A 21074-nucleotide genomic window follows, 5' to 3' on the forward strand; every position below is an offset into this window, starting at 1 on the left:
GTATATTTCTCCTTTAGTCAATTGTTTTACAATCAAATACGGCTCGTTCACGTATTAATGTTTACAAGTTTAAATTCAGGAGATGGGTTCTAACCAATTACTAAAGCAGCAGATTCAGGCATATAAGAAAAAGTTCTACACTAACCGGTTGATCAAAGGCACTATTCTCTTTTTAGCCTTTTTCCTCAGCCTTTTTATTGTAGCCAATGCTTTTGAGTTTTCTGTACGCCTAAGTGGTGGTGGTAGAGCAATTCTTTTCTTTTCATTTGTCTTTGGAAGTCTATTGGCTTTCGTCTGGTTTATTGGAAAAAACCTATTCCATTTAAGAAATGCGCAGCAACACCTTTCAAACGAAGAGGCCTCTAAACAAATTGGAGCTCATTTTCCGGCAATTTCAGACAAGCTTTTAAATATAATTCAGTTAGAAAAGCTCAATACAGCTCAAAATGAGTTATTGCTGGCCAGCATAGAGCAAAAAAGTAACGAAGTTGGTAAAATTTCATTTGTCAACGCCATTGATTATAAAGGCAACCGAAAATACCTTCGTTATATAATCGGACCAGGTGCAATTATTGTTGTTCTGCTTCTCTTTATTCCACAGTTTCTTACAGAGAGCTCAACTAGAATTATCAACTACAATACTGAGTTTCTTCCAGAGGCTCCCTTTTCATTTTCAATCAAAAACCTCAATTTTCAAGCGTTTAAAGGTGAAAACTTCACATTAGAAGTAAACACCGAAGGAAGATCAACCCCTCAAAACCTTTATGTTTGGGCCAATAACCGAAAGGTAAAAGCCAATAAAACGGGTCCCGATAACTTTGAATATACCTTCACAAGAATTCAAGCAGGCACCAAGTTTTCTTTGGAAGCAGAAAGTATTACTTCTCCTGAATATGAAATCGAAGTCGTTTCTCGACCCTCACTCTCATTATTCAAACTTGAACTCGACTTTCCAAAATATTTGAAACGTGAGAAAGAAGTATTAGAAAACTCTGGAAACGTTTCCATTCCTGAAGGCACTAAAGTGACATGGAAATTCAATACCGATAATACCGATGAGGTGAAGCTTAATTTCCCAGAACTAAATGTATTCGGAAAAGCAAAAAAAAACTCAAATGGCGCTTTTACCTACGAACAAACGATCAACAAGTCGAGCCGTTATTCCATTCAACTTAAAAACGAATATAGCCTTAACCGCGACTCACTGGTTTTTGCTCTGGAGTCTGTGAAAGACCGTTATCCAGAAATTACCTTAGATCAATATCAAGACACCGTCTTATTTAAGTCTTTGGTTCTCGGTGGAAATATTACCGATGATCATGGATTTTCTCGACTCTCTCTATTCTACCAATATCAGAATGAGCAAAGCTTCGAAGAACTTCCCTTAGAGCTTAATAGGGACTTGAGCAGCCAGAGTTATTATAAGATTTTCAAACTCGATTCAGCAAAAATCACGGCTGGTGCAGAAATCAAATATTACGTACAAGTTTCTGATAATGATGGAGTTAATGGTTCTAAATCTATGAAAACCAGCACTTATTCTTTCAAAATACCTTCTAAGGAAGAGATTGAAAAAGAAATAGATCGTTCCTCTGAAAAGGTTCAAAACGACATTGACAAAACCTTAAAAGAAGCTCAGGAATTAAATGAGAAGTTAGGTGAGGTAGATGAACGCCTGAAGACAAAGAAAGAATTGGATTGGCAAGATGAAAAGCTGATGCAAGATATTCTTAAGCAGAAAGAGCAACTGGCAGAAAAGTTAGAGGAGTTAAAGAAGGAAAATCAGCTCAATAACATGAAGAAAGAGCAATTCTCTCCTCAGAACGATAAGATTCAGGAAAAAATGAATCAGCTCCAAGAGTTGATGAATAACATTCTAGATGATGAAACAAAAAAACTCTATGATGAATTGAGAAAGCTGCTGGAAGATCAAGGGGAGATTTCTGAGTTCAGAGATAAAATAGAGGAGATGAAAAATAAAGGAGGTGATCTTGAAAAGGAATTGGAAAGAACCCTAGAGCTGTTCAAAAAGCTCCAGTTCGACATGAAGCTCGAGGAGAGCATCAAGGAATTAGAAGAAGGAATAAAAGACCAAGAGCAGCTTATTGAAGATACTCAGAATGAAGAGGTAAATACGGATTCACTCAGTCAAAAACAAGCGCAGGAAAAAGAAGACCTAGAAAAGCTTCAAGAGAAAATGGACAAGTTGGAGGAGTTAAATCAGGAACGAAAAACTCCAGATGACCTGCCTAGCGACATAAAAGAGCAATTCGAAGAAATAAAAGAAGAGCAAGAAAAAGCAAAAGAAGAGCTACAAAAAGACGCTAAGCAAGAGAATAGCGAAGAGAAATCTGAAGGAGAGCAGGAAGAAGAAAACGAGAAGAGCGAAGAGGAACAACAAAAGGGTAAACCTTCACAGCAAAGACAAAACGCAACCAAAGCTCAGCAAAAAGCGGCTGAGAAAATGAAGGAGATGAAAAAGGACCTTGAGTCTATGCAAGGCGGTATGGAAATGGAACAACAGCAGGAAAATCTAGAGTTCTTAAAAGAACTAGTAGACAACCTTGTGACGCTTTCATTCAATCAGGAAGACCTTATGAATTCTTTCCGTGAAATACGCGAGAGCGACCCTCGTTTCATTGATCTCACGCAGAAACAGCTCAAGCTTAAAGACGACTCTAAGATTGTTCAGGATAGCCTAATTTCGCTTTCTCAAAGAGTTTTCCAAATCTCATCCTTTGTAATGAGGGAAGTAAGTGAAATGAACCGCCAAATGGATGGCGCATTAGACGAGTTGAAAGAAAAGAGAATAAATCAAGCCACTGGTAAACAGCAGTTTACGATGACTTCTATCAATAATTTGGCCTTGTTATTAGATGATATCGTTCAGCAAATGCAAAACCAAATGGCCAGCTCATCTAATAAAGGCAATAAAAAAAATAAGCCAATGCCTGGTGGCTTAAGTGAACTTCAAAAACAACTCAGTGAACAAATAAGCGAGTTAAAACAAAGCGGAAAATCAGGAAGACAACTTTCTGAGCAATTAGCGAAACTAGCAGCCGAACAGCAACGTTTGAGAAATGCCCTTGAAAATTTTGAAACCGGAGTTGATGGAGATAATTTAGGCGAGAAAATTGATAAGCTGATCGACCAAATGGAAAAGAATGAGGAAGATCTTATCAATAAAAACCTGACGGAGGAAACAGTAGAAAGACAGCAAGAAATTCTTACTCGCTTGTTAGAAGCTGAAAACGCCATGAACGAAAGGGGTGAAGATGAAGAACGAAAGGCGCAAACTGCATCGGACTATGACATCTCGGTTCCTGAATCTATAAACGAATACCTTAAGGCTAAGGAAAAGGAAATAGAATTATTAAAAACTATCCCTGCAATCCTTAACCCATACTATAAGCAGGAGACGAACAAGTACTTCAAAAAAATAAAGCAGAAGAATTAATTCTCTACATGAACACTATTAGCATTGAAATTCCATCTCTCGTTGAGAACATTCGTATTGTCGAAAGTTTTATAGACAACGCTAAAGACAAATATCAGTTAGACGATGATCTCTACGGAAACATCATGATAGCCGTTCTTGAATCGGTGAACAATGCCATTATTCATGGTAATAAGTTAGAGAAAAGTAAGTTCGTACAGCTCTCCATGATTCTAGAAGAAACTTCGGTGACTTTTTTGATCAAAGATGAGGGTAATGGCTTCGTTATCAATGACTTACCTGATCCAACATCGCCTGAAAATCTCACAAAACCAGGGGGGAGGGGTATCTTCTTAATGAAGCATTTGGCTGATGAAGTTTCCTTTAAAGACAATGGCCAAGAAGTTAAACTTACCTTCTACCTCAATTAATGGATAAGATTAACTTCTTCTCTGAAGACATAAACTTTAGCCTAACACAGGAAGAAAAGACTAGTCTTTGGCTTGAACGTATTGCAGAATCAGAAAATACATTAATCGAAGAAATCAGTTACATCTTCTGCACAGACGATTATCTTCTAAAAATCAATCAAGAATATCTAGATCACGACTATTACACAGACATTATCACCTTCGATAATCGTGATAGCCCAGAAGACCCAATAGAGTCCGATATTTTCGTTTCTATTGACAGAGTGACTGAAAACGCTTCAGACCAAAATGTCTCATTCGAACATGAACTTAAAAGGGTCCTTGCTCATGGCTTACTTCACCTTATTGGCTACAACGACAAGACGGAAGAAGAGCAGCTGCTCATGAGAGAAAAAGAAGAAGCTTATCTATCTTTGTAAATCAATTAGTAAATCAACTGTTCCACGTGAAACATAAAGGGTGTTCAACCAGAACTGTTCCACGTGAAACATCAAGTAGAAAAATCATATGTTCAATCAATACGATGTCATAGTTGTTGGTGCCGGTCACGCTGGATGCGAAGCTGCAAATGCTGCCGCGACTATGGGTTCAAAGGTTCTGTTAGTAACCATGAACATGAATACCATAGCCCAAATGTCATGTAACCCAGCAATGGGAGGTGTGGCCAAAGGTCAAATCGTTAGGGAAATTGATGCGCTTGGAGGCATGTCGGGAATTGTTACCGATAAATCCATGATCCAATTCAGGATGCTCAACAAGTCAAAAGGCCCAGCCATGTGGAGTCCGCGTACTCAAAGTGACCGAATGAGGTTTGCTGAAGAGTGGCGATTGGCACTAGAGAGTAATCCTAATGTTGATTTTTGGCAAGAAATGGTCACTGGCATTATTGTCGAAAACAATACTGCAGTGGGTATTACCACGGGAATGGGGATAGAAATTAGATCAAAATCTGTAATCCTTACCAATGGTACTTTCCTAAATGGCCTGATTCATATTGGAGAAAAGCAGTTTGGTGGCGGAAGAACAGGAGAAGGAGCATCCAAAGGAATCACCGAACAACTCGTTCAGCTTGGCTTTGAGTCCGGGAGAATGAAGACAGGAACTCCTCCCAGAGTAGATGGTAGATCTTTAGACTATTCAAAAATGGAAGAACAGAAGGGGGATGAAGTGCCCGGAAAGTTCTCTTTTTCGCCATCAACAACTCCATTGGCACAACAAAGAAGTTGCTACATTACCTATACGAACCCGGAAGTACACGCAATATTAGAGACTGGTTTCGACAGGTCACCAATGTTCAATGGTAGAATTCAAGGTTTAGGCCCACGCTATTGTCCATCTATTGAAGACAAAATCAATCGTTTTGCTGAGAGAACGAGGCATCAGGTTTTTGTTGAGCCTGAAGGTTGGGATACCGTTGAGATCTATGTCAATGGATTTTCAACATCTCTTCCTGAAGACGTACAGTTCAAAGCTATTCGTAAAATAGCTGGTTTCGAAAATGCTAAAATGTTCAGGCCAGGTTATGCCATCGAATATGATTATTTCCCCCCAACTCAGTTGAGCACAACACTCGAAACCAACCTTATTCAGAATCTATATTTCGCTGGCCAAATTAATGGAACCACTGGATATGAGGAAGCGGCCTGTCAAGGGTTAATGGCAGGAATCAATGCGCACAATAAAACACACGATAAAGAGCCTTTTGTTTTAGGAAGGTCGGAAGCATATATCGGAGTATTGATTGATGACTTAATCAACAAAGGCACTGACGAACCTTATAGAATGTTCACGTCTAGAGCTGAATACAGAATACTATTACGGCAAGATAATGCTGACATTCGTCTCACTGCAAAAGGTCATAAGCTAGGTTTGGCTTCGGACGAAAGACTCAAAATTGTAGAAGAGAAAAAGAAGTCTGTGTCGAAGTTATTGAACGATATTAGACAAAAGAAGATTGATCCTGATAAGGCCAATCCTGCACTTACTGCACTTGGGACTGCAACAATAGAGCACCGAACCAATTATGCAAAACTGTTAAAGCGACCTCAAATAAACATCTACGACCTGCCTGCCTTTGATGAAGAAATGGCTGACTACTTAGCAAAGTATGATCCTGAGATTCTAGAGCAAGTTGATATTCTTATCAAATATGAAGACTACATAGACAAAGAGGAAAAGCTCGCAGACAAGATCAGTAGCTTGGAAAATCATGCTATTCAGAATGACTTTGATTTTGATTCCATCAGCGCTCTATCTGCAGAAGCACGTGAGAAGTTCAAAAAAATAAAGCCATCTACCATCGGTCAAGCTTCCAGAATTAGTGGTGTTTCTCCAGCAGATATTTCAGTACTTATGGTATACATGGCGCAATAAAGAATGGAGAACTTAGAACAATGTCCACTTTGCGGCAATTCTCATTTTGAACATCATTCAACAGTCAGTGATCACTTTTTAAGTCATGAAGTATTCGAACTGATGGAGTGTTCTTCATGCCATTTGGTCTTTACTAATCCACGACCAATGCATACAGCAATTGGCCCTTATTATAAGTCAACCGATTATATATCTCATTCGAATAAAATAAAAAGCATCTCCAGTATTCTATACAAGCTGGTGCGGTCATATACGCTTCGTAAAAAATATAGACTCATTCAATCCTTAATTGGCCAGACCTCAGAGATACATCATTTGGACTATGGTTCCGGCACCGGCCATTTCATAGATTATACTACAAAGAGGGGATGGGTTTCTAAAGGGTACGAACCGGACCAAAATGCATTAGAGCATAATAATAAATCAATTCAAAAATTAATTCTACATAATTTAGAATCAATTCAACTTAATACTTACGATGTAATCACATTATTTCATGTTTTAGAGCACGTACATGATCTCAATTCGGTACTAGCCTTACTCACCAAGCAACTCAAACCAAAGGGAATCTTATTACTCGCCCTTCCCAACCACAAATCCTTTGATGCTGAACATTACCAGCAGCATTGGGCAGGTTATGATGTACCCAGACATCTATACCATTTCGATCGAAACTCCGTGAAACACTTAGCACAAGAACATGGCCTAAAAATTGATAAAATCGAACCAATGGTATTCGATTCCTTTTACGTAAGTATGCTTTCAGAAAAATATGCGGGTAATTCTATGACACTAGTTCGTGGATTATTGAATGGATTCAAATCTAACCGGAAAGCAACAAGCAATGGCGAATACAGTAGCTTAATTTATATTCTCAGAAAATGACCAGAATACAGACCCTTTTCATTCTCATACTATTATCACTATTGGGTTGTGCTCGCGTGTCATCACCAACTGGTGGACCGGAAGATAAAGACCCACCTGTACTAATAAATTCTAGTCCAAAAGATGGTCAAACGCTATTCAATGAAAAGACCATTACCCTTGTATTTGATGAAGCTGTAACCACTAAATCCATTGATAATAATCTGATTATAACACCTTCCATTGAAGGCAATTTCAAAACTCGAATTAAGCGTAATACTGTTTATCTCCTATTCGATAGTACTTGGAGAGAGAACACAACTTATTCCTTCAACTTCGGAAATACTATTCAGGACCTTAACGAAGGAAATGTTCCATCCAATCTTTACCTCAGCTTTTCTACAGGAGCAACTATTGATTCCTTAACCCTTTCAGGAAAAATAACAAACCTCTATACTGCAGAACCTGTGAAGGAAGCGTTGGTTTCATTATATCCTTCGTCTGATACATTGAACATAACTTCTGGCGCAGCGCTATACTTGACAAAAACAGATACCGCTGGTAACTATAAATTTCAAAATCTTCCCACGGGAAATTTCTTTGTTTATGCTGCTTTAGATAAAAACAACAACTCAAAAGCAGATACTGATAAAGAGTTATATGGCTTTTTGAAAGATACAGTTAAGCTCAACGAAAACACTTCGCAGCTTTCATTCTCACTACAGCGACTCAATGCCCTTCCTTTATCAATAAAGACAAACCGTCATTTCGGAAAATATTACGATATCACTTTCAACAAACCCATCACATCTTATCAATTGGAATCTCATAATGATACTCCTTTGGTTCATCATCTCTATGCTCCTGATAAGATCAGAATTTATAATACCAAAGCCACCTACGGTGATTCAACAAAAGTTGTAGTACACGCAAATGATTCCATCAACAGTAATTTAAAGCAAAACATAAAAGTCTACTTTAATGAGTCTGATTTAGATGGAGATAAACTCAACCAAGAAATTACTCCATCTTCATCATACGTTACAAATAATTTTGAATTGAAAGCAACTTTCAACAAACCCATTGCTACTTATCAAGCTGAAAAAGTCATTTTACAAAAGGACAGTCTAAATAAGTTTTCTTTACCCGATTCAATCCTCACATGGAACAGTTCCAAAACAGAAATTTCATGGTCACTAAATGCGAGCAATTTCATTAAACCTGGAGAACAGTTCAAAGCCATCTTCGAATCAGGAGCATTCATTAGCATTGAATCGGATACATCATCAGTTATTCAAAAAACATTTCAAGTAGCCAAATCTGAAGACTCTGGTATTATAGAAGGAACCATCGCAACTGATGCTCCCAACTTTATACTTCAGTTATTAAACAATCAAGGAAAAGTAATTCGTGAGCTGTACAATATCAAAAAGTACACCTTCAACAACCTTGATGCTGGTAATTATAAAGTAAGAATGATAGTAGATACTAACAACAATAAAAGGCTAGATGTCGGAAATATCCTGACAAGAACATCTTCAGAAACAATTATTTTCTACACAGATCCATCTTCGAAAAGCAAAAATATAAGCGTTAAAAAGAACTGGGAAATAGGCGATATTAATATTTCACACACTGTGAATAACAACTATTAACTGTGAATAAGAAAGAGGGTAGAGACACTACCATCCACACTCATCCACATTCCTCCCTAACAACATCAGGCCAAGTGGATAAAACCTCAACCTTTCACGTAATTTTCAAAACCTCATCCACATTTTAAAAGTCATTAATCATTATCCACAAAATGACGGACTTTTTATTCAAATTTCTTAAGTACTTATTAATCAATATATTGAAAGTTAATAAGATGTTTATAACCTTAAATAAGTATACAAGTTGTTCACAGATCTAAATACAAAATGTGAGTAATGAAGTTATACACATATCCACAGTCTTAATAGAGAGTAATTATCTTTAATCAATTAACTATCTTTAATTACTACCGTGTTGAAAATGTTGACAACTATGAGGAAAACAGCTCTTTTACTTTTTATGATACTCATGAGTACTATTGCTTTTTCGCAAGTCGATGCGATAGCACTTGCCAATGAATACTATGAACAAGGAGAATTTGAGAAAGCACTTAAGGAATATAAAAGATTAGCGAAGGACAACTCAAATATTTCTCGAATACATGAAAATTACCTGAAGTTACTTCTAAGTGAAGAAGAATTTAATGAAGCTGAAAAATATCTAAAGGGTACGATTAAGGATAACCCAGATAACTTCTTCTATAAAGTTGACTTAGGTATGTTGTACAAAAGTCAAAAGGACGAAGAGAAAGCTGAGAAGGTATTCAATGATATAATTGCCGAACAGGCGAAAGACGCTGGAGAAAACAATAAAACGAATGGCATAAGGTTTTTAGCACAGGTGTTCTTCGAGAAGAACTTAAGGCAAAAAGCACTGGAAACTTATCAAGAAGGAAGAAAGGCAATGAACCGTCCCGATATGTTTTCATTAGAACTTGCGAATGCTTACCAACTGATGAACCAAAAGCAAGAGATGGTTTTGGAATACCTCGTTTTTTCAAAATCTCAGCCGCAAAACCTCAGCTATGTTAAAAACTCATTTCAAAGAGCGCTTACCGAACCAGAAGATTTAGATACACTTGAGACTACGCTCTATGATTTCATTCAGAAAGACGCGGGTAACCCCATCTACAACGATCTATTGGTATGGACACACCTACAACAGAAAAATTTTTCCGCTGCCTTACGGCAGGCTAGAGCGCTTGATAGAAGACTTCAGAACAATGCCGAGAACATTATTAACGTTGGTCTCATCGCTTTTAGAAATCAAGAATATAAAACTGCGCAAAAGGCCTTCGATTATGTTTTGAATGAGTTTCCAGAGAGCCCCAGTCGGAGTTTAGCATCACGTTATGTTCTATTGGCGGATGAAGAGGTGGTAAAAGAAACTTATCCGGTAGATACTACAGCTATTAAAAGTCTGATTGTTAAATATCAGGACTATAAAGAAAGCTTGCGTGATGTCTTTAATATCATTGACGCCAATCGAAGGGTTGCTCATCTGTATGCCTTTTACTTAAATGAAATTCCGAAAGCCATTGAAATTCTTACGGAAAATGTGAACCAACCGGTTGGTAAGCACAGAGTAATTGCTGAGTCTAAAATGGACTTGGCAGATATATATCTGCTCAATGAAGAACCCTGGGAATCTATTTTGCTTTATGCTCAGGTAGAAAGAATGTTTAAAGACGAACCGTTGGGATATGAAGCTAAATTGAAGAGCGCGAAGCTTTCTTACTTCAAAGGTGAGTTTGAGCTTGCCCAAAGTCACTTGGATATTCTGAAGCTCGCCACATCAAGAGAAATTGCTAATGACGCTTTGAACTTGAGTATTCTAATTAAGAACAATACAGTTTTTGATTCAACCGATGTGGTAATGCAAGAGTACGCAAATATTGAACTTCAGCTTTTTCAGAATCAAAAAAATGAAGCCATAGCAGCATTGAATCAAATGATTGTAAAATATCCGAACCACTCCATTATTGATGAAGTCTATTTTTTAATGGCTAAAACAGAAAGAGAACTTGGTCATTTTGATAAAGCCTTAACGGCATTGGGCGTAATAAATGAGGGGCATTATTATGAAATTTTGGGCGATGACGCCTTATTTCTCACAGGTATTATTTTGGAAGATGATTTAAAAGACAATGAAAAGGCAATGGAGGTTTACCTTCAGCTTCTCGAAAAATTCAAGGGAAGTATCTTTGTTTCAGAAGCCAGAAAAAGACTCAGAGAACTACGAGGAGACTTTGGTTAATTTTTACTGCTCCCGCATTTTATTATCTTGATGAACATTAGCCAACTATTATGAAGACAGCAACCCGACTTTTTGAACTGCTACCACTACAGTTAGAACAATATAACCTTGATGTTTGCCTTGCCGATAAAAAGGAGGGTAAATGGAGAAAGTACTCAACCCTAGAGGTCATAGAAAAATCTACTCAGCTTTCTTTTGGGCTGATGAGCAAGGGAATTCAAGTAGGAGAAAAAGTAGCTATAATAAGTGAAAACAGAACTGAATGGAACTTTGCAGATATAGCCATTCAGCAAATTGGAGCCATCAGTGTTCCGATGTACCCAACCATTTCTGAAGACGATTATGCTTTTATCTTTGAGCATTCTGAAAGTAAACTCGTTTTTGTTTCTACCGAAGAAATATATCAAAAGGCGAAAAATGGAGCGGCAAAAGCAAACTTGGATTTAGACATCTATATTTTTGATGAATCTACAGTTACGGAGCACTGGTCCACCCTTCTGACTTCAGGTTCTGAAGAACAAAAGGAAGAAATGGAAAAAAGGAAGGCTCAAGTAAATGAGTTCGACCTTGTCACCATTATTTACACCTCAGGTACAACTGGCCGGCCAAAAGGTGTAATGCTTAATCATAAGAACATTATTTCAAATGCCACAGCGGTTTCCGAAAGGGCAGAATATAACAATGGCCATGACAGGGTGCTTAGCTTTTTGCCATTGTGCCACATTTTTGAACGCACCGCAATTTACTTCTACTTTCAGCTTGGCCTGTCTATTCATTATGCTGAAAGCCTAGAGACCATAAGTGATAATTTACAAGAAATTAAGCCTCACGGATTCAACACTGTTCCTAGGCTCATCGAAAAAATTTATGACAAGATCATAGCCAAAGGTTTTGCCCTTTCGGGAATTAAGAAGCAGCTGTTCTTTTGGGCTGTAAACTTGGGTCTTAAATATAACCCAGATCAGGCAATGGGTTTTGTGTATGACCTTCAGTTGAAAATTGCTCGAAAGCTCATTTTCAGTAAATGGCAGGCTGCACTAGGCGGAAATGTACGTCACATTATTGTCGGGGCCTCTGCAATTCAGCCACGCCTCAAGAGGGTATTTTGGGCAGCAGATATTAAAATACTAGAAGGATATGGACTAACCGAAACATCGCCTGGTATCAGTATTGGTATGCCAGACCCAACTCAAGCCAAACTGGATTATGTTGGCCCGCTTCTTACCGGTGTCCAGGTCAAAATTGCCGATGACGGAGAAATTTTGGTGAAAGGGCCTAACGTAATGATGGGTTACTATAAAGACCAAGAGAAAACAGATGAGGTAATTGTAGATGGATGGTTCCATACTGGAGATATTGGCGAATTGACCGATGAGAATTTTTTAAGAATTACCGATCGAAAAAAGGAAATGTTTAAAACTTCTGGGGGCAAATACATTGCCCCTCAGGTAATGGAAAATAAGCTTAAAGAATCGGTTCTGATAGAACAAGTAATGGTTATTGGCGAAAACAGGAAATTTCCAGCGGCCCTTATCGTTCCGAACTTAGAAGCAGTTGGAGGTTGGGCAGATCGTCATGGCTTAAATAGAACCGACCCTGATTTGCTCAAGAATGTCCAGATAATGAATAAGTTTCAAGCAGAAGTAGACGCTACAAATCAGAGTTTTGGCAATTGGGAACAGGTAAAAAAGTTTGAAATACTGAATGACCAATGGGGGATAGCTTCAGGGGAACTCACGCCAACATTAAAACTTAAAAGAAGAATTATAAAAGAAAAATATGCCGATCTAATAGAGAAGATTTACGCAGTGTAATACCTTCGCTCAATGGCAAAATCATTTAATAATTTACGGGTAGGTAAGAAGTTTAAGCTCATTAATTTTTCAGAAACATTTGAGTTTGAAGTAATCGAAATAAAAGCAAATGAAGACTGCCTTCTTAAAGACCTCAACTCTTTAGATACGTATCATCTTTTTGATCTTATACGTTACGGAAAAGGAGAAGATTTTGACCTTATCGACTTGTAAAGGAGATTCTCTATTTAAAAGAAGAGACAAAATTTTTCAAAAAAATAGTATGCATGCATAACAAATTTTCTTTAACTTCGTAACCCTTACAGGATTATGAAGAGAGAAGAAACCATAGACCACAACGTAAAAATGCTTTGGCATGCGATCTACCGCATGTATAACCAGCAGGCAGTAAAACACGACATTACCACTTCTATCGGTTTTGTACTTCTTATTATTAATAGTAAAGAAGGAACTCCAGCTACAAAAATTGCCCCTTTAATGGGATTAGAATCACGAAGCCTTACTCGCATGCTCAAAAGCATGGAAGAAAAGGGCTTTATATATCGTGAGAAAGACCCTAATGATGGTCGTTCGGTTAGAATATTTCTTACTGAACTTGGAAAACAGAAGAGAGAGATATCCCGTGCCACGGTTTTGGAGTTTAATACTACCGCTAACGAGTTAATAGAAAAAGAAAAGCTAGACACCTTTTTCGAAGTAATAGAACAGATAAATAATCTTATAGATAAAAAATCAATCTTTTAGAACACATGAACAGATCGATTAGAAAAGTTGCGGTATTAGGTTCAGGAGTGATGGGCTCACGTATAGCTTGCCATTTTGCTAATATCGGAGTAGAAGTATTGTTATTGGATATGGTACCAAGGGATTTACCCGAAGAACAAAAATCCAATAAGGCGGCCAGAAACAAACTGGTAAATGATGCATTGACCACAGCCTTAAAATCTAAGCCATCTCCAATTTATGACTTGAGTTTTTCAAATAGAATTTCCACTGGAAACTTTGAAGACGACATGTCTAAAGTTTCTGAAGTGGATTGGATTATTGAAGTGGTAGTGGAAAGACTTGATATTAAGAAGATCATCTTCGATCAAGTTGAAAAGCATAGAAAACCAGGAACACTTATTACATCGAATACATCTGGTATTCCTATGCATTTGATGTGCGAAGGTAGAAGCGAAGATTTCCAGAAGCATTTCTGTGGCTCTCACTTCTTCAACCCCCCAAGGTATTTACGTTTGCTGGAAATCATTCCTGGGCCTAAAACAGACCCAGCGATCATTGATTTCTTAATGCATTATGGAGACCTTTTCTTAGGAAAGGAAACCGTGCTTTGTAAAGATACCCCAGCGTTTATTGCCAACAGAATTGGTATTTATGCTATTATGTCTGCTATGCACACCATTGAAGAAATGGGGCTTACTGTAGGTGAGGTGGATAGAATGACTGGGCCAATTATTGGTCGTGCTAAATCTGCTACTTTCCGTACCATGGACGTTGTTGGACTTGATACTACGGTTAATGTTGCCAACAATTTGCATAAGGGCTTACAGAATGACGAGGCCAGAGAGAAGTTTATTCTTCCAGGTATTGTTGAAGAAGTGCATAAGCGAGGTTGGTTTGGCGACAAGTCTAAGCAAGGCTATTTCAAGAAAACGAAAGACGCCAATGGTAAGACAGAAATTCTTGAGCTTGATTTAAAAACCTACGAATACGGTGAACGAACAAGGGCGAATTTCAAAGCGCTTGAAGCTGTTAAGGAAGAAGAAAATTTAAAAGCCAGAATTAAAACACTCGTCAACTTTGATGACAAAGCAGGTGAGTTCTATAGAACTACATTCTACGATACCTTCAAATACGTTTCGTTCAGAATTCCAGAAATTTCAGACGAACTCTACAGAATAGACCAAGCAGTTTGTGCTGGTTTTGGATGGGAGCTCGGTCCTTACGAAACATGGGATTTACTAGGCGTAAAAGCTACAGTTGATAAAATGGAAGCCATGGGCTTTAAGCCTGCGGCTTGGGTGTATGAAATGCTTGAAGTAGGAAACGATGCTTTTTATAAAATTGAAAAAGGAATAAAGCACTATTACGATATTCCTTCAAAATCATATAAAGTAATTCCGGGCTTAGATGAGTTGATCATCTTAGAAAATATTCGCGAAACCAATAAGGTTTGGGGCAATCCTGGTGCATCAGTTTTTGATATCGGAGATGGTGTGCTTTGCTTAGAGTTCCATACCAAAATGAATTCAATGGGCGCTGAGGTCATTGAAGGAATTCAAACTGCCATTTCTATGGCAGAGAAAGATTATAAGGGTTTGGTTATTGGAAACGAAGGACCAAATTTCTCAGCAGGAGCAAACTTAGCTATGCTGTTTATGTATGCTGGTGATCAGGATTATGACGAGATCAATTTGATGATTGCTCAATTCCAGAATACAATGAGGCTGGCCAAATTCTCATCAATACCAGTAGTGGCTGCACCGGCAGGACTTGCGTTGGGTGGAGGTTGTGAGTTGTCGTTGCATTGCGATGCTATTCAAGCCCATGCTGAAACCTACATTGGTTTGGTTGAAGTGGGTGTTGGCCTTATCCCTGGTGGAGGAGGAACGAAGGAACTTGCTTTAAGAGCTGCAGATTCTTACGTAGCGGGTGATCCAGAATTGAACCGACTTCAAGAGGCGTTTATGAATATTGCGACTGCTAAGGTTGCTACTTCGGCAGAGGAAGCCAGAGGAATGAATATTCTTCGACCGACTGACGGCATCACAATGAACAGAAAACGATTGATTTCTGACGCTAAGAAAAAAGTGCTTGAATTGCACGAAGCGGGCTATACCCAGCCAGTGGAGAGAAAAGATGTCAAGGTACAAGGCGTAACAGGCTTGGCGTTATTTGAAGCGGGAATTAATGGAATGCTTTTTGGAAATTATATTTCTGAGCACGATGCTAAAATTGCTAGAAAAGTAGGTTACGTAATGTGTGGTGGAGACTTAACTGCTCCACAAGAAGTATCAGAACAATACCTTCTTGATTTAGAGCGCGAGGCTTTCTTGGCACTTACGGCCGAGCCAAAAACCTTAGAGCGAATTCACAGCATTCTTTTCAAAGGAAAACCGCTTAGAAACTAGAGGTTAGACTCTAGATGATAGACACAAGACAAAACAGTAGGTGCATAATTTTAAAGAATTGAAGATTTGGCAGAAGGCAAGGATACTTGTTAAGCAAGTATATGTTGTTTCAAATGAGCTTCCAGATTCTGAGAGATTCAACTTAATTTCTCAAATGCGAAGCGCTTCGGTTTCAATAATGTCATGCATTGCCGAAGGATCTGGAAGAGGTTCTGATCAAGATTTTGCGAGATTTTTAGATATGTCTTTAGGGTCATGTCACGAATTAGAAAGTTTGCTTTTTGTTGCTTTGGACATGGATTACATTGATCAAATTAAGCATGAAAATCTGACCTCTAGTCTTTCAGAGATTCAAAAAATGATTGTAGCATTTATTAAAAAATTAAGGAACCACTAGTCTGACGTCTAACGTCTGACTACTAAAATCTAAAAATATGGACGCATATATAGTTGCAGGATATAGAACAGCCGTAGGACGTGGTAAGCGCAGTGTGCTTAAAAGCGTACGTTCTGATGACATGGCTGCTGAAGTAATTAAACACTTGGTTGGTCAGGTGGCCAACTTTGATCCGACAAGAGTAGATGACCTTATTGTAGGTAACGCTGTGCCAGAGGCTGAACAAGGCATGCAAATGGGAAGAATGATTTCTCTATTGTCATTACCTATTGGAGTCCCTGGTGTTACCGTTAACCGTTATTGTGGGTCTGGTTTGGAAGCCATTGCTTTGGCTTCTTCTAGAATTCATGCAGGTACCGCAGATTGTATTATCGCTGGAGGAACTGAATCTATGAGTCAAGTACCAGTTATGGGTTATAAAACTGCCCTTAACTATAAGCTGGCCACAGAACATAAAGATTACTACTTAAGCATGGGCCTAACAGCTGAGCAAGTAGGAAAGGAATATAATATCACCAGAGAAGAGTCTGATCAATTTGCTTTTGAGTCACATCAAAAGGCTGTGAAAGCGCAAGCTGATGGCAAATTCGATGACGAAATTGTTCCGATTAAGGTGACGGAGAAATTCGTTGACGCTAGCGGAAAAATGGCTGAAAAAACTTACACTGTAGATAAGGATGAAGGCCCAAGAGGAGACACTTCAATGGAAATATTGGCGGGCTTAAGGCCGGTATTTGCTCATGGTGGTCAAGTAACGGCTGGTAACTCTTCTCCAGTTTCAGATGGAGCATCATTCGTGATGGTTATGTCTGAGAAAATGGTAAAAGAACTAGGCTTAGAGCCTATCGCTCGGATGGTTACTTATACCGCTGTGGGTGTTCACCCAAGAATTATGGGAATAGGCCCAGTAGATGCAGTGCCGAAAGCATTAAAGCAAGCTGGTTTGAAACAGTCGGATCTTGATTTGATCGAATTGAACGAAGCATTTGGAGCACAGTCTTTGGCAGTAATCAAAGCGCTAGACTTTGACCGCTCTATTCTGAATGTTAATGGTGGAGCAATTGCTTTAGGACATCCACTTGGATGTTCAGGAGCAAAACTTTCGGTTCAACTCTTCAACGAGATGAGAAGAAGAGGCAACTCTAAATACGGAATGGTAACGGCCTGTGTAGGCGGTGGCCAAGGCGTAGCAGGTATTTATGAATTTTTGAAATAGGTTGTAAACATAATAAGGCAATGTCAAGCGAAAACGTAACCAATAAAGCATCAATTAAGGGCGGTGAATTTCTAGTAAGGGAAACTCCTGCTCAGGAAGTTTTTATTCCTGAAGAATTTAGCGAAGAGCAAAAAATGATGGCGCAGGCCTGTAGCGATTTCATCGAAACAGAAATTACGCCTAATGCTGATCGTATAGACAGTATGAAAGAGCCAGATTTGGTTCCTAAAATATTTAAGAAGGCCGGTGAATTAGGCCTTTTGGGCATCACCGTACCAGAGCAATATGGAGGCTTAGGAATGAGCTTCAATACAAGTATGCTGATGGCCGATGTAATTGGTGCAGCAGGATCGTTCTCTACAACCTATGGTGCACATACTGGAATCGGAACCTTGCCCATTCTTTATTATGGAACTGAAGCGCAGAAAGAAAAGTATTTACCGAAACTATCCACTGGCGAATGGGCTGCTTGTTATTGCTTGACAGAGCCTGATGCTGGGTCTGATGCCAATTCAGGAAAGACAAAGGCTGTTCTATCCGCGGATGGAAAGCACTATAATGTTACGGGTCAGAAAATGTGGATCTCGAATGCAGGTTTCGCGGACTTGTTTATTGTATTCGCTAAGATTGAAGACGATAAGAATTTGACTGCCTTTATTGTTGAGAAAACCTTCGGTGGCATCACAATGAATGAGGAAGAGAAGAAGCTTGGTATTAAAGGTTCTTCAACTCGCCAGGTATTCTTTAACGATTGCCCAGTTCCTGTGGAAAACATGCTTTCTAATAGAGGGAATGGTTTCAAAATCGCGGTGAATATATTGAACATTGGTCGTGTGAAATTGGGAGCAGGTGTTTTGGGAGGTTGCAGAACTGTAATTTCTCATGCTACTCAATATGCCAACGAACGTAAGCAATTCGGTGTGTCGATTTCAAGCTTTGGTGCTATCAAAAGCAAATTGGCCGAGATGGCCACTAAGACCTACGTGACGGAGTCTTTAGACTACCGAGCAGGTCAGAACATCGAAGATAAAATTAACGACCTGATCGCAGGCGGAATGGACGATGCCAAAGCCAAGCTTAAGGGTGTTGAACAATTCGCCATCGAGTGTGCCATTGCAAAAATTCACAGTTCTGAAGTATTGGATTATGTAGTGGATCAAGGCGTTCAAGTATATGGAGGTATGGGCTATTCTGCCGAAGCTCCGATGGAAAGAGCTTATAGAGATGCGCGTATTGCCAGAATTTATGAAGGGACCAACGAAATCAACCGTATGTTGATGATTGGAATGCTTTTAAAACGCGCAATGAAAGGTGAACTGAACATGTTCGAACCAGCAATGGTGGTTTCTAAAGAACTTGTTTCTGTCCCTTCATTTACTACTATCGATAAATCAGTGTTGTTCAATGCTGAAAAAGAAGTGGTGAAAAACCTTAAGAAAGTTTTCCTTATGGTAGGCGGAAAAGCTGCTATGGCGTTGCAAGATAAGATTGAAGACGAACAAGAGGTAATGATGAACCTTGCCGATATCTTAATAGAGATTTATGCAGTAGAATCATCCATGCTAAGAACAGAGAAGTTGGTTAGCCAAAGAGGTGAGGAAGCTTGCAAGGATTACATTGCCATGACACAGATTTACATGGCTCAAGCTATCGATAAAGTGAATGCAGCAGCCAAAGAGGCTATAGCATCCTTTACCAAAGGTGATGAGCAGAAAGTGATGTTAATGGGCTTGAAGCGCTTTACAAAAATGGATTTAGTAAATACTAAGGAGCTTAGAAGACAAGTAGCAGACACGATGATTGCTAAGGGAAAATTCCCTTATTATTTCGCATAACAATCAAATAGACTGATAAAGAAAAAGGGAACCTCATTTGAGGTTCCCTTTTTCGTTTGAATTGATGTTTTAAAACTTAAGCTGTAATGGCAATCTCTTCGCCAAGCTTGTTGTTTATGGTATAAGTTGAAAGACTTAAAGAACTGTCTTTTTCAATTTTTACCCAAGTGTGATATTTCTTGTACCACTCCCACCTTTTAGAGAATATTCCCCTAGTGAAATAAGCATGTAAAAAAGGATGCACTAATAGCGTAATTCCCTTTTCGTTTTGGGTACCAAGAATGTAATCGATATTCTTTTCAATTGTATCTGAAACAAGTATTGTCGCAGCTACTTTTCCCGTTCCTCCACATGTTGGGCAGTTTTCGCGGGTAGTAATGTTCATTTCTGGCCTTACACGCTGACGTGTAATTTGCATTAAGCCAAATTTGGTGATGGGTAGAACTGTGTTTTTAGCACGGTCATCCTCCATAATGTCACGCATTACAGTGTAAAGCTGCTTTTTGTTTTCAGCCTTACGCATATCGATAAAGTCGATCACGATAATACCACCCATATCGCGCAGCCTTAATTGGCGTGCTACTTCTCTTGCTGCTTCAATATTAACAGCAAGTGCGGTGCTTTCTTGATCTTCTCCTGCATTCGATTTATTACCACTATTCACGTCAATAACGTGAAGTGCTTCGGTATGCTCAATAATTAGATAGCCACCTTTAGGCAAGCTTACAGTTTTACCAAAAAGCGATTTGAATTGCTTTTCAATTCCAAAAGCTTCAAATATTTTGGCTTTTCCTGTATAAAGCTTTGCTATCTTTTCTTTGTCGGGAGCGATTTTCTGAATGTAGGACTTAATCTCATTATAGATTTCCTTATCATCCGTACTTACACTGTCAAAAGATTCGTTGAGGATATCGCGGAGTAAGGATGAAGCCCTACTCATTTCTCCGATGACCTTATCTTTAGGCTTGGCTTTGTGAAGCTTTTTAATGCCTTCAATCCAAGTTTCTTCGAGGTTTCGGAGATCTTTATCTAACTCGGCCACATCTTTTCCTTTCGCAACTGTGCGAACGATGACACCAAATTTTTCGGGTTTGATCGATGAAATCAATCTCATCAATCTTTTTCTCTCATCTCCATCAGTTATTTTCTTAGAAATATTGATAGAATCGGAGAAAGGCACTAAAACCATATAGCGCCCAGCTATAGACAACTCGCAAGAGAGTCGTGGCCCTTTTGTTGAAATAGGTTCTTTTACAACCTGAACAAGTATTTGCTGACCTCTTGTCAGCACTTGACCCATTTTGCCAAGCTTGTTAATGTCTGGCTCACCTTTGAATTTACTCAGGTTACCGTTGACATCATTGGCCGATTGGGCCATTCTGGTGTATTTGTTTAGTGATTTTATTTGCGGACCAAGGTCAAGATAATGCAGAAAAGCATCTTTCTCGTACCCTATATCTATAAAAGCCGCGTTCAATCCTTGGACAATCTTTTTTACGGTGCCCAAGTACATATCACCTACCTTAAACTGGTTGTCATCATGATCATGATGAAACTCAACCAGGTTTTTATCTTTCAGAAGGGCTATACGACATCCATCTTGAGTCGAATTAATTACTAATTCGTTGCTCAATTTGAAAAAAGTTAAATGTTAATAATTAAACTAGTGATGCGTATAAGCACAAAACTAAGAAGTACTACTTCTTAGTTTTGTGTCTGTTT

At 38.7% G+C, this 21074-nt stretch carries 15 protein-coding genes; 14 read left to right on the forward strand and 1 reads right to left on the reverse strand.

What is annotated here, in order from left to right:
* The first annotated feature begins 82 nt into the window (after positions 1-82).
* The 14 genes from AWN68_RS02370 (at position 83) to AWN68_RS02435 (ending at position 19352) form a co-directional block, all read left to right on the forward strand.
* Positions 83-3457: a DUF4175 family protein gene (locus AWN68_RS02370; RefSeq protein ID WP_068410910.1), complete on the forward strand. Its 3375-nt coding sequence runs from the start codon at positions 83-85 to the stop codon at positions 3455-3457.
* A gap of 8 nt (positions 3458-3465) precedes the next feature.
* Entirely contained in the window at positions 3466-3867 is a 402-nt protein-coding gene (locus AWN68_RS02375; protein ID WP_068410913.1) for an ATP-binding protein, read from the forward strand.
* Positions 3867-4286, forward strand: a complete 420-nt coding sequence (gene ybeY / locus AWN68_RS02380) for an rRNA maturation RNase YbeY (RefSeq protein WP_068410917.1) — start codon at positions 3867-3869, stop codon at positions 4284-4286. Before AWN68_RS02375 ends, ybeY begins: the two co-directional genes overlap by 1 nt.
* 88 nt (positions 4287-4374) lie before the next feature.
* Positions 4375-6240, forward strand: coding sequence for a tRNA uridine-5-carboxymethylaminomethyl(34) synthesis enzyme MnmG (gene mnmG, locus AWN68_RS02385; protein ID WP_068410920.1), 1866 nt, complete (start codon positions 4375-4377; stop codon positions 6238-6240).
* A gap of 147 nt (positions 6241-6387) precedes the next feature.
* Positions 6388-7125 carry a class I SAM-dependent methyltransferase gene (locus AWN68_RS02390; RefSeq protein WP_068410922.1) on the forward strand — a complete coding sequence of 246 codons (738 nt, stop codon included), beginning with the start codon at positions 6388-6390 and terminating at the stop codon, positions 7123-7125.
* Positions 7122-8759, forward strand: coding sequence for an Ig-like domain-containing protein (locus AWN68_RS02395; protein WP_068410924.1), 1638 nt, complete (start codon positions 7122-7124; stop codon positions 8757-8759). The genes AWN68_RS02390 and AWN68_RS02395 overlap by 4 nt, the downstream gene beginning before the upstream one ends.
* A 373-nt stretch (positions 8760-9132) precedes the next feature.
* Positions 9133-10956 (forward strand): tetratricopeptide repeat protein, encoded by a 1824-nt coding sequence (locus AWN68_RS02400; RefSeq protein WP_068410926.1) that lies wholly within the window; start codon positions 9133-9135, stop codon positions 10954-10956.
* Positions 10957-11006: 50 nt separating this feature from the next.
* A complete protein-coding gene (locus AWN68_RS02405; protein ID WP_068410928.1) occupies positions 11007-12770 on the forward strand; it encodes an AMP-dependent synthetase/ligase in 1764 nt (587 codons plus the stop codon).
* A gap of 12 nt (positions 12771-12782) precedes the next feature.
* Positions 12783-12983, forward strand: a complete 201-nt coding sequence (locus tag AWN68_RS02410; RefSeq protein ID WP_068410931.1) for a hypothetical protein — start codon at positions 12783-12785, stop codon at positions 12981-12983.
* 96 nt (positions 12984-13079) lie between these two features.
* A complete protein-coding gene (locus tag AWN68_RS02415) occupies positions 13080-13514 on the forward strand; it encodes a MarR family winged helix-turn-helix transcriptional regulator (RefSeq protein WP_068410934.1) in 435 nt (144 codons plus the stop codon).
* Positions 13515-13519: 5 nt separating this feature from the next.
* Positions 13520-15904 carry a 3-hydroxyacyl-CoA dehydrogenase/enoyl-CoA hydratase family protein gene (locus AWN68_RS02420; RefSeq protein ID WP_068410937.1) on the forward strand — a complete coding sequence of 795 codons (2385 nt, stop codon included), beginning with the start codon at positions 13520-13522 and terminating at the stop codon, positions 15902-15904.
* 40 nt (positions 15905-15944) lie between these two features.
* On the forward strand, positions 15945-16301 hold the full coding sequence (locus AWN68_RS02425) for a four helix bundle protein (RefSeq protein WP_084362730.1): 357 nt from the start codon (positions 15945-15947) through the stop codon (positions 16299-16301).
* Positions 16302-16338: 37 nt separating this feature from the next.
* A complete protein-coding gene (locus AWN68_RS02430) occupies positions 16339-17517 on the forward strand; it encodes a thiolase family protein (protein ID WP_068410942.1) in 1179 nt (392 codons plus the stop codon).
* Between the two features lie 20 nt (positions 17518-17537).
* The gene (locus AWN68_RS02435) at positions 17538-19352 is read left to right on the forward strand and encodes an acyl-CoA dehydrogenase family protein (protein ID WP_068410945.1); all 1815 of its coding nucleotides are present in this window, start codon (positions 17538-17540) and stop codon (positions 19350-19352) included.
* Between the two features lie 76 nt (positions 19353-19428).
* On the opposite strand, the gene AWN68_RS02440 is transcribed toward AWN68_RS02435, so the two are convergent.
* Positions 19429-20985, reverse strand: coding sequence for an Rne/Rng family ribonuclease (locus AWN68_RS02440; protein ID WP_068410948.1), 1557 nt, complete (start codon positions 20983-20985; stop codon positions 19429-19431).
* Positions 20986-21074 lie beyond the last annotated feature (89 nt).

It is taken from the genome of Roseivirga echinicomitans (assembly GCF_001592935.1).
Lineage (GTDB): Bacteria > Bacteroidota > Bacteroidia > Cytophagales > Cyclobacteriaceae > Roseivirga > Roseivirga echinicomitans.

Excerpts from the sequence above, each read along its gene's own strand:
- AWN68_RS02405 (WP_068410928.1), top strand. The coding sequence starts at position 11,007 with ATGAAGACAGCAACCCGACTTTTTGAACTGCTACCACTACAGTTAGAA.
- AWN68_RS02395 (WP_068410924.1), top strand. The coding sequence starts at position 7,122 with ATGACCAGAATACAGACCCTTTTCATTCTCATACTATTATCACTATTG.
- AWN68_RS02420 (WP_068410937.1), top strand. The coding sequence starts at position 13,520 with ATGAACAGATCGATTAGAAAAGTTGCGGTATTAGGTTCAGGAGTGATG.
- mnmG (WP_068410920.1), top strand. The coding sequence starts at position 4,375 with ATGTTCAATCAATACGATGTCATAGTTGTTGGTGCCGGTCACGCTGGA.
- AWN68_RS02415 (WP_068410934.1), top strand. The coding sequence starts at position 13,080 with ATGAAGAGAGAAGAAACCATAGACCACAACGTAAAAATGCTTTGGCAT.
- AWN68_RS02430 (WP_068410942.1), top strand. The coding sequence starts at position 16,339 with ATGGACGCATATATAGTTGCAGGATATAGAACAGCCGTAGGACGTGGT.
- AWN68_RS02390 (WP_068410922.1), top strand. The coding sequence starts at position 6,388 with ATGCATACAGCAATTGGCCCTTATTATAAGTCAACCGATTATATATCT.
- AWN68_RS02375 (WP_068410913.1), top strand. The coding sequence starts at position 3,466 with ATGAACACTATTAGCATTGAAATTCCATCTCTCGTTGAGAACATTCGT.
- AWN68_RS02400 (WP_068410926.1), top strand. The coding sequence starts at position 9,133 with ATGAGGAAAACAGCTCTTTTACTTTTTATGATACTCATGAGTACTATT.
- AWN68_RS02370 (WP_068410910.1), top strand. The coding sequence starts at position 83 with ATGGGTTCTAACCAATTACTAAAGCAGCAGATTCAGGCATATAAGAAA.
- AWN68_RS02435 (WP_068410945.1), top strand. The coding sequence starts at position 17,538 with ATGTCAAGCGAAAACGTAACCAATAAAGCATCAATTAAGGGCGGTGAA.
- ybeY (WP_068410917.1), top strand. The coding sequence starts at position 3,867 with ATGGATAAGATTAACTTCTTCTCTGAAGACATAAACTTTAGCCTAACA.
- AWN68_RS02410 (WP_068410931.1), top strand. The coding sequence starts at position 12,783 with ATGGCAAAATCATTTAATAATTTACGGGTAGGTAAGAAGTTTAAGCTC.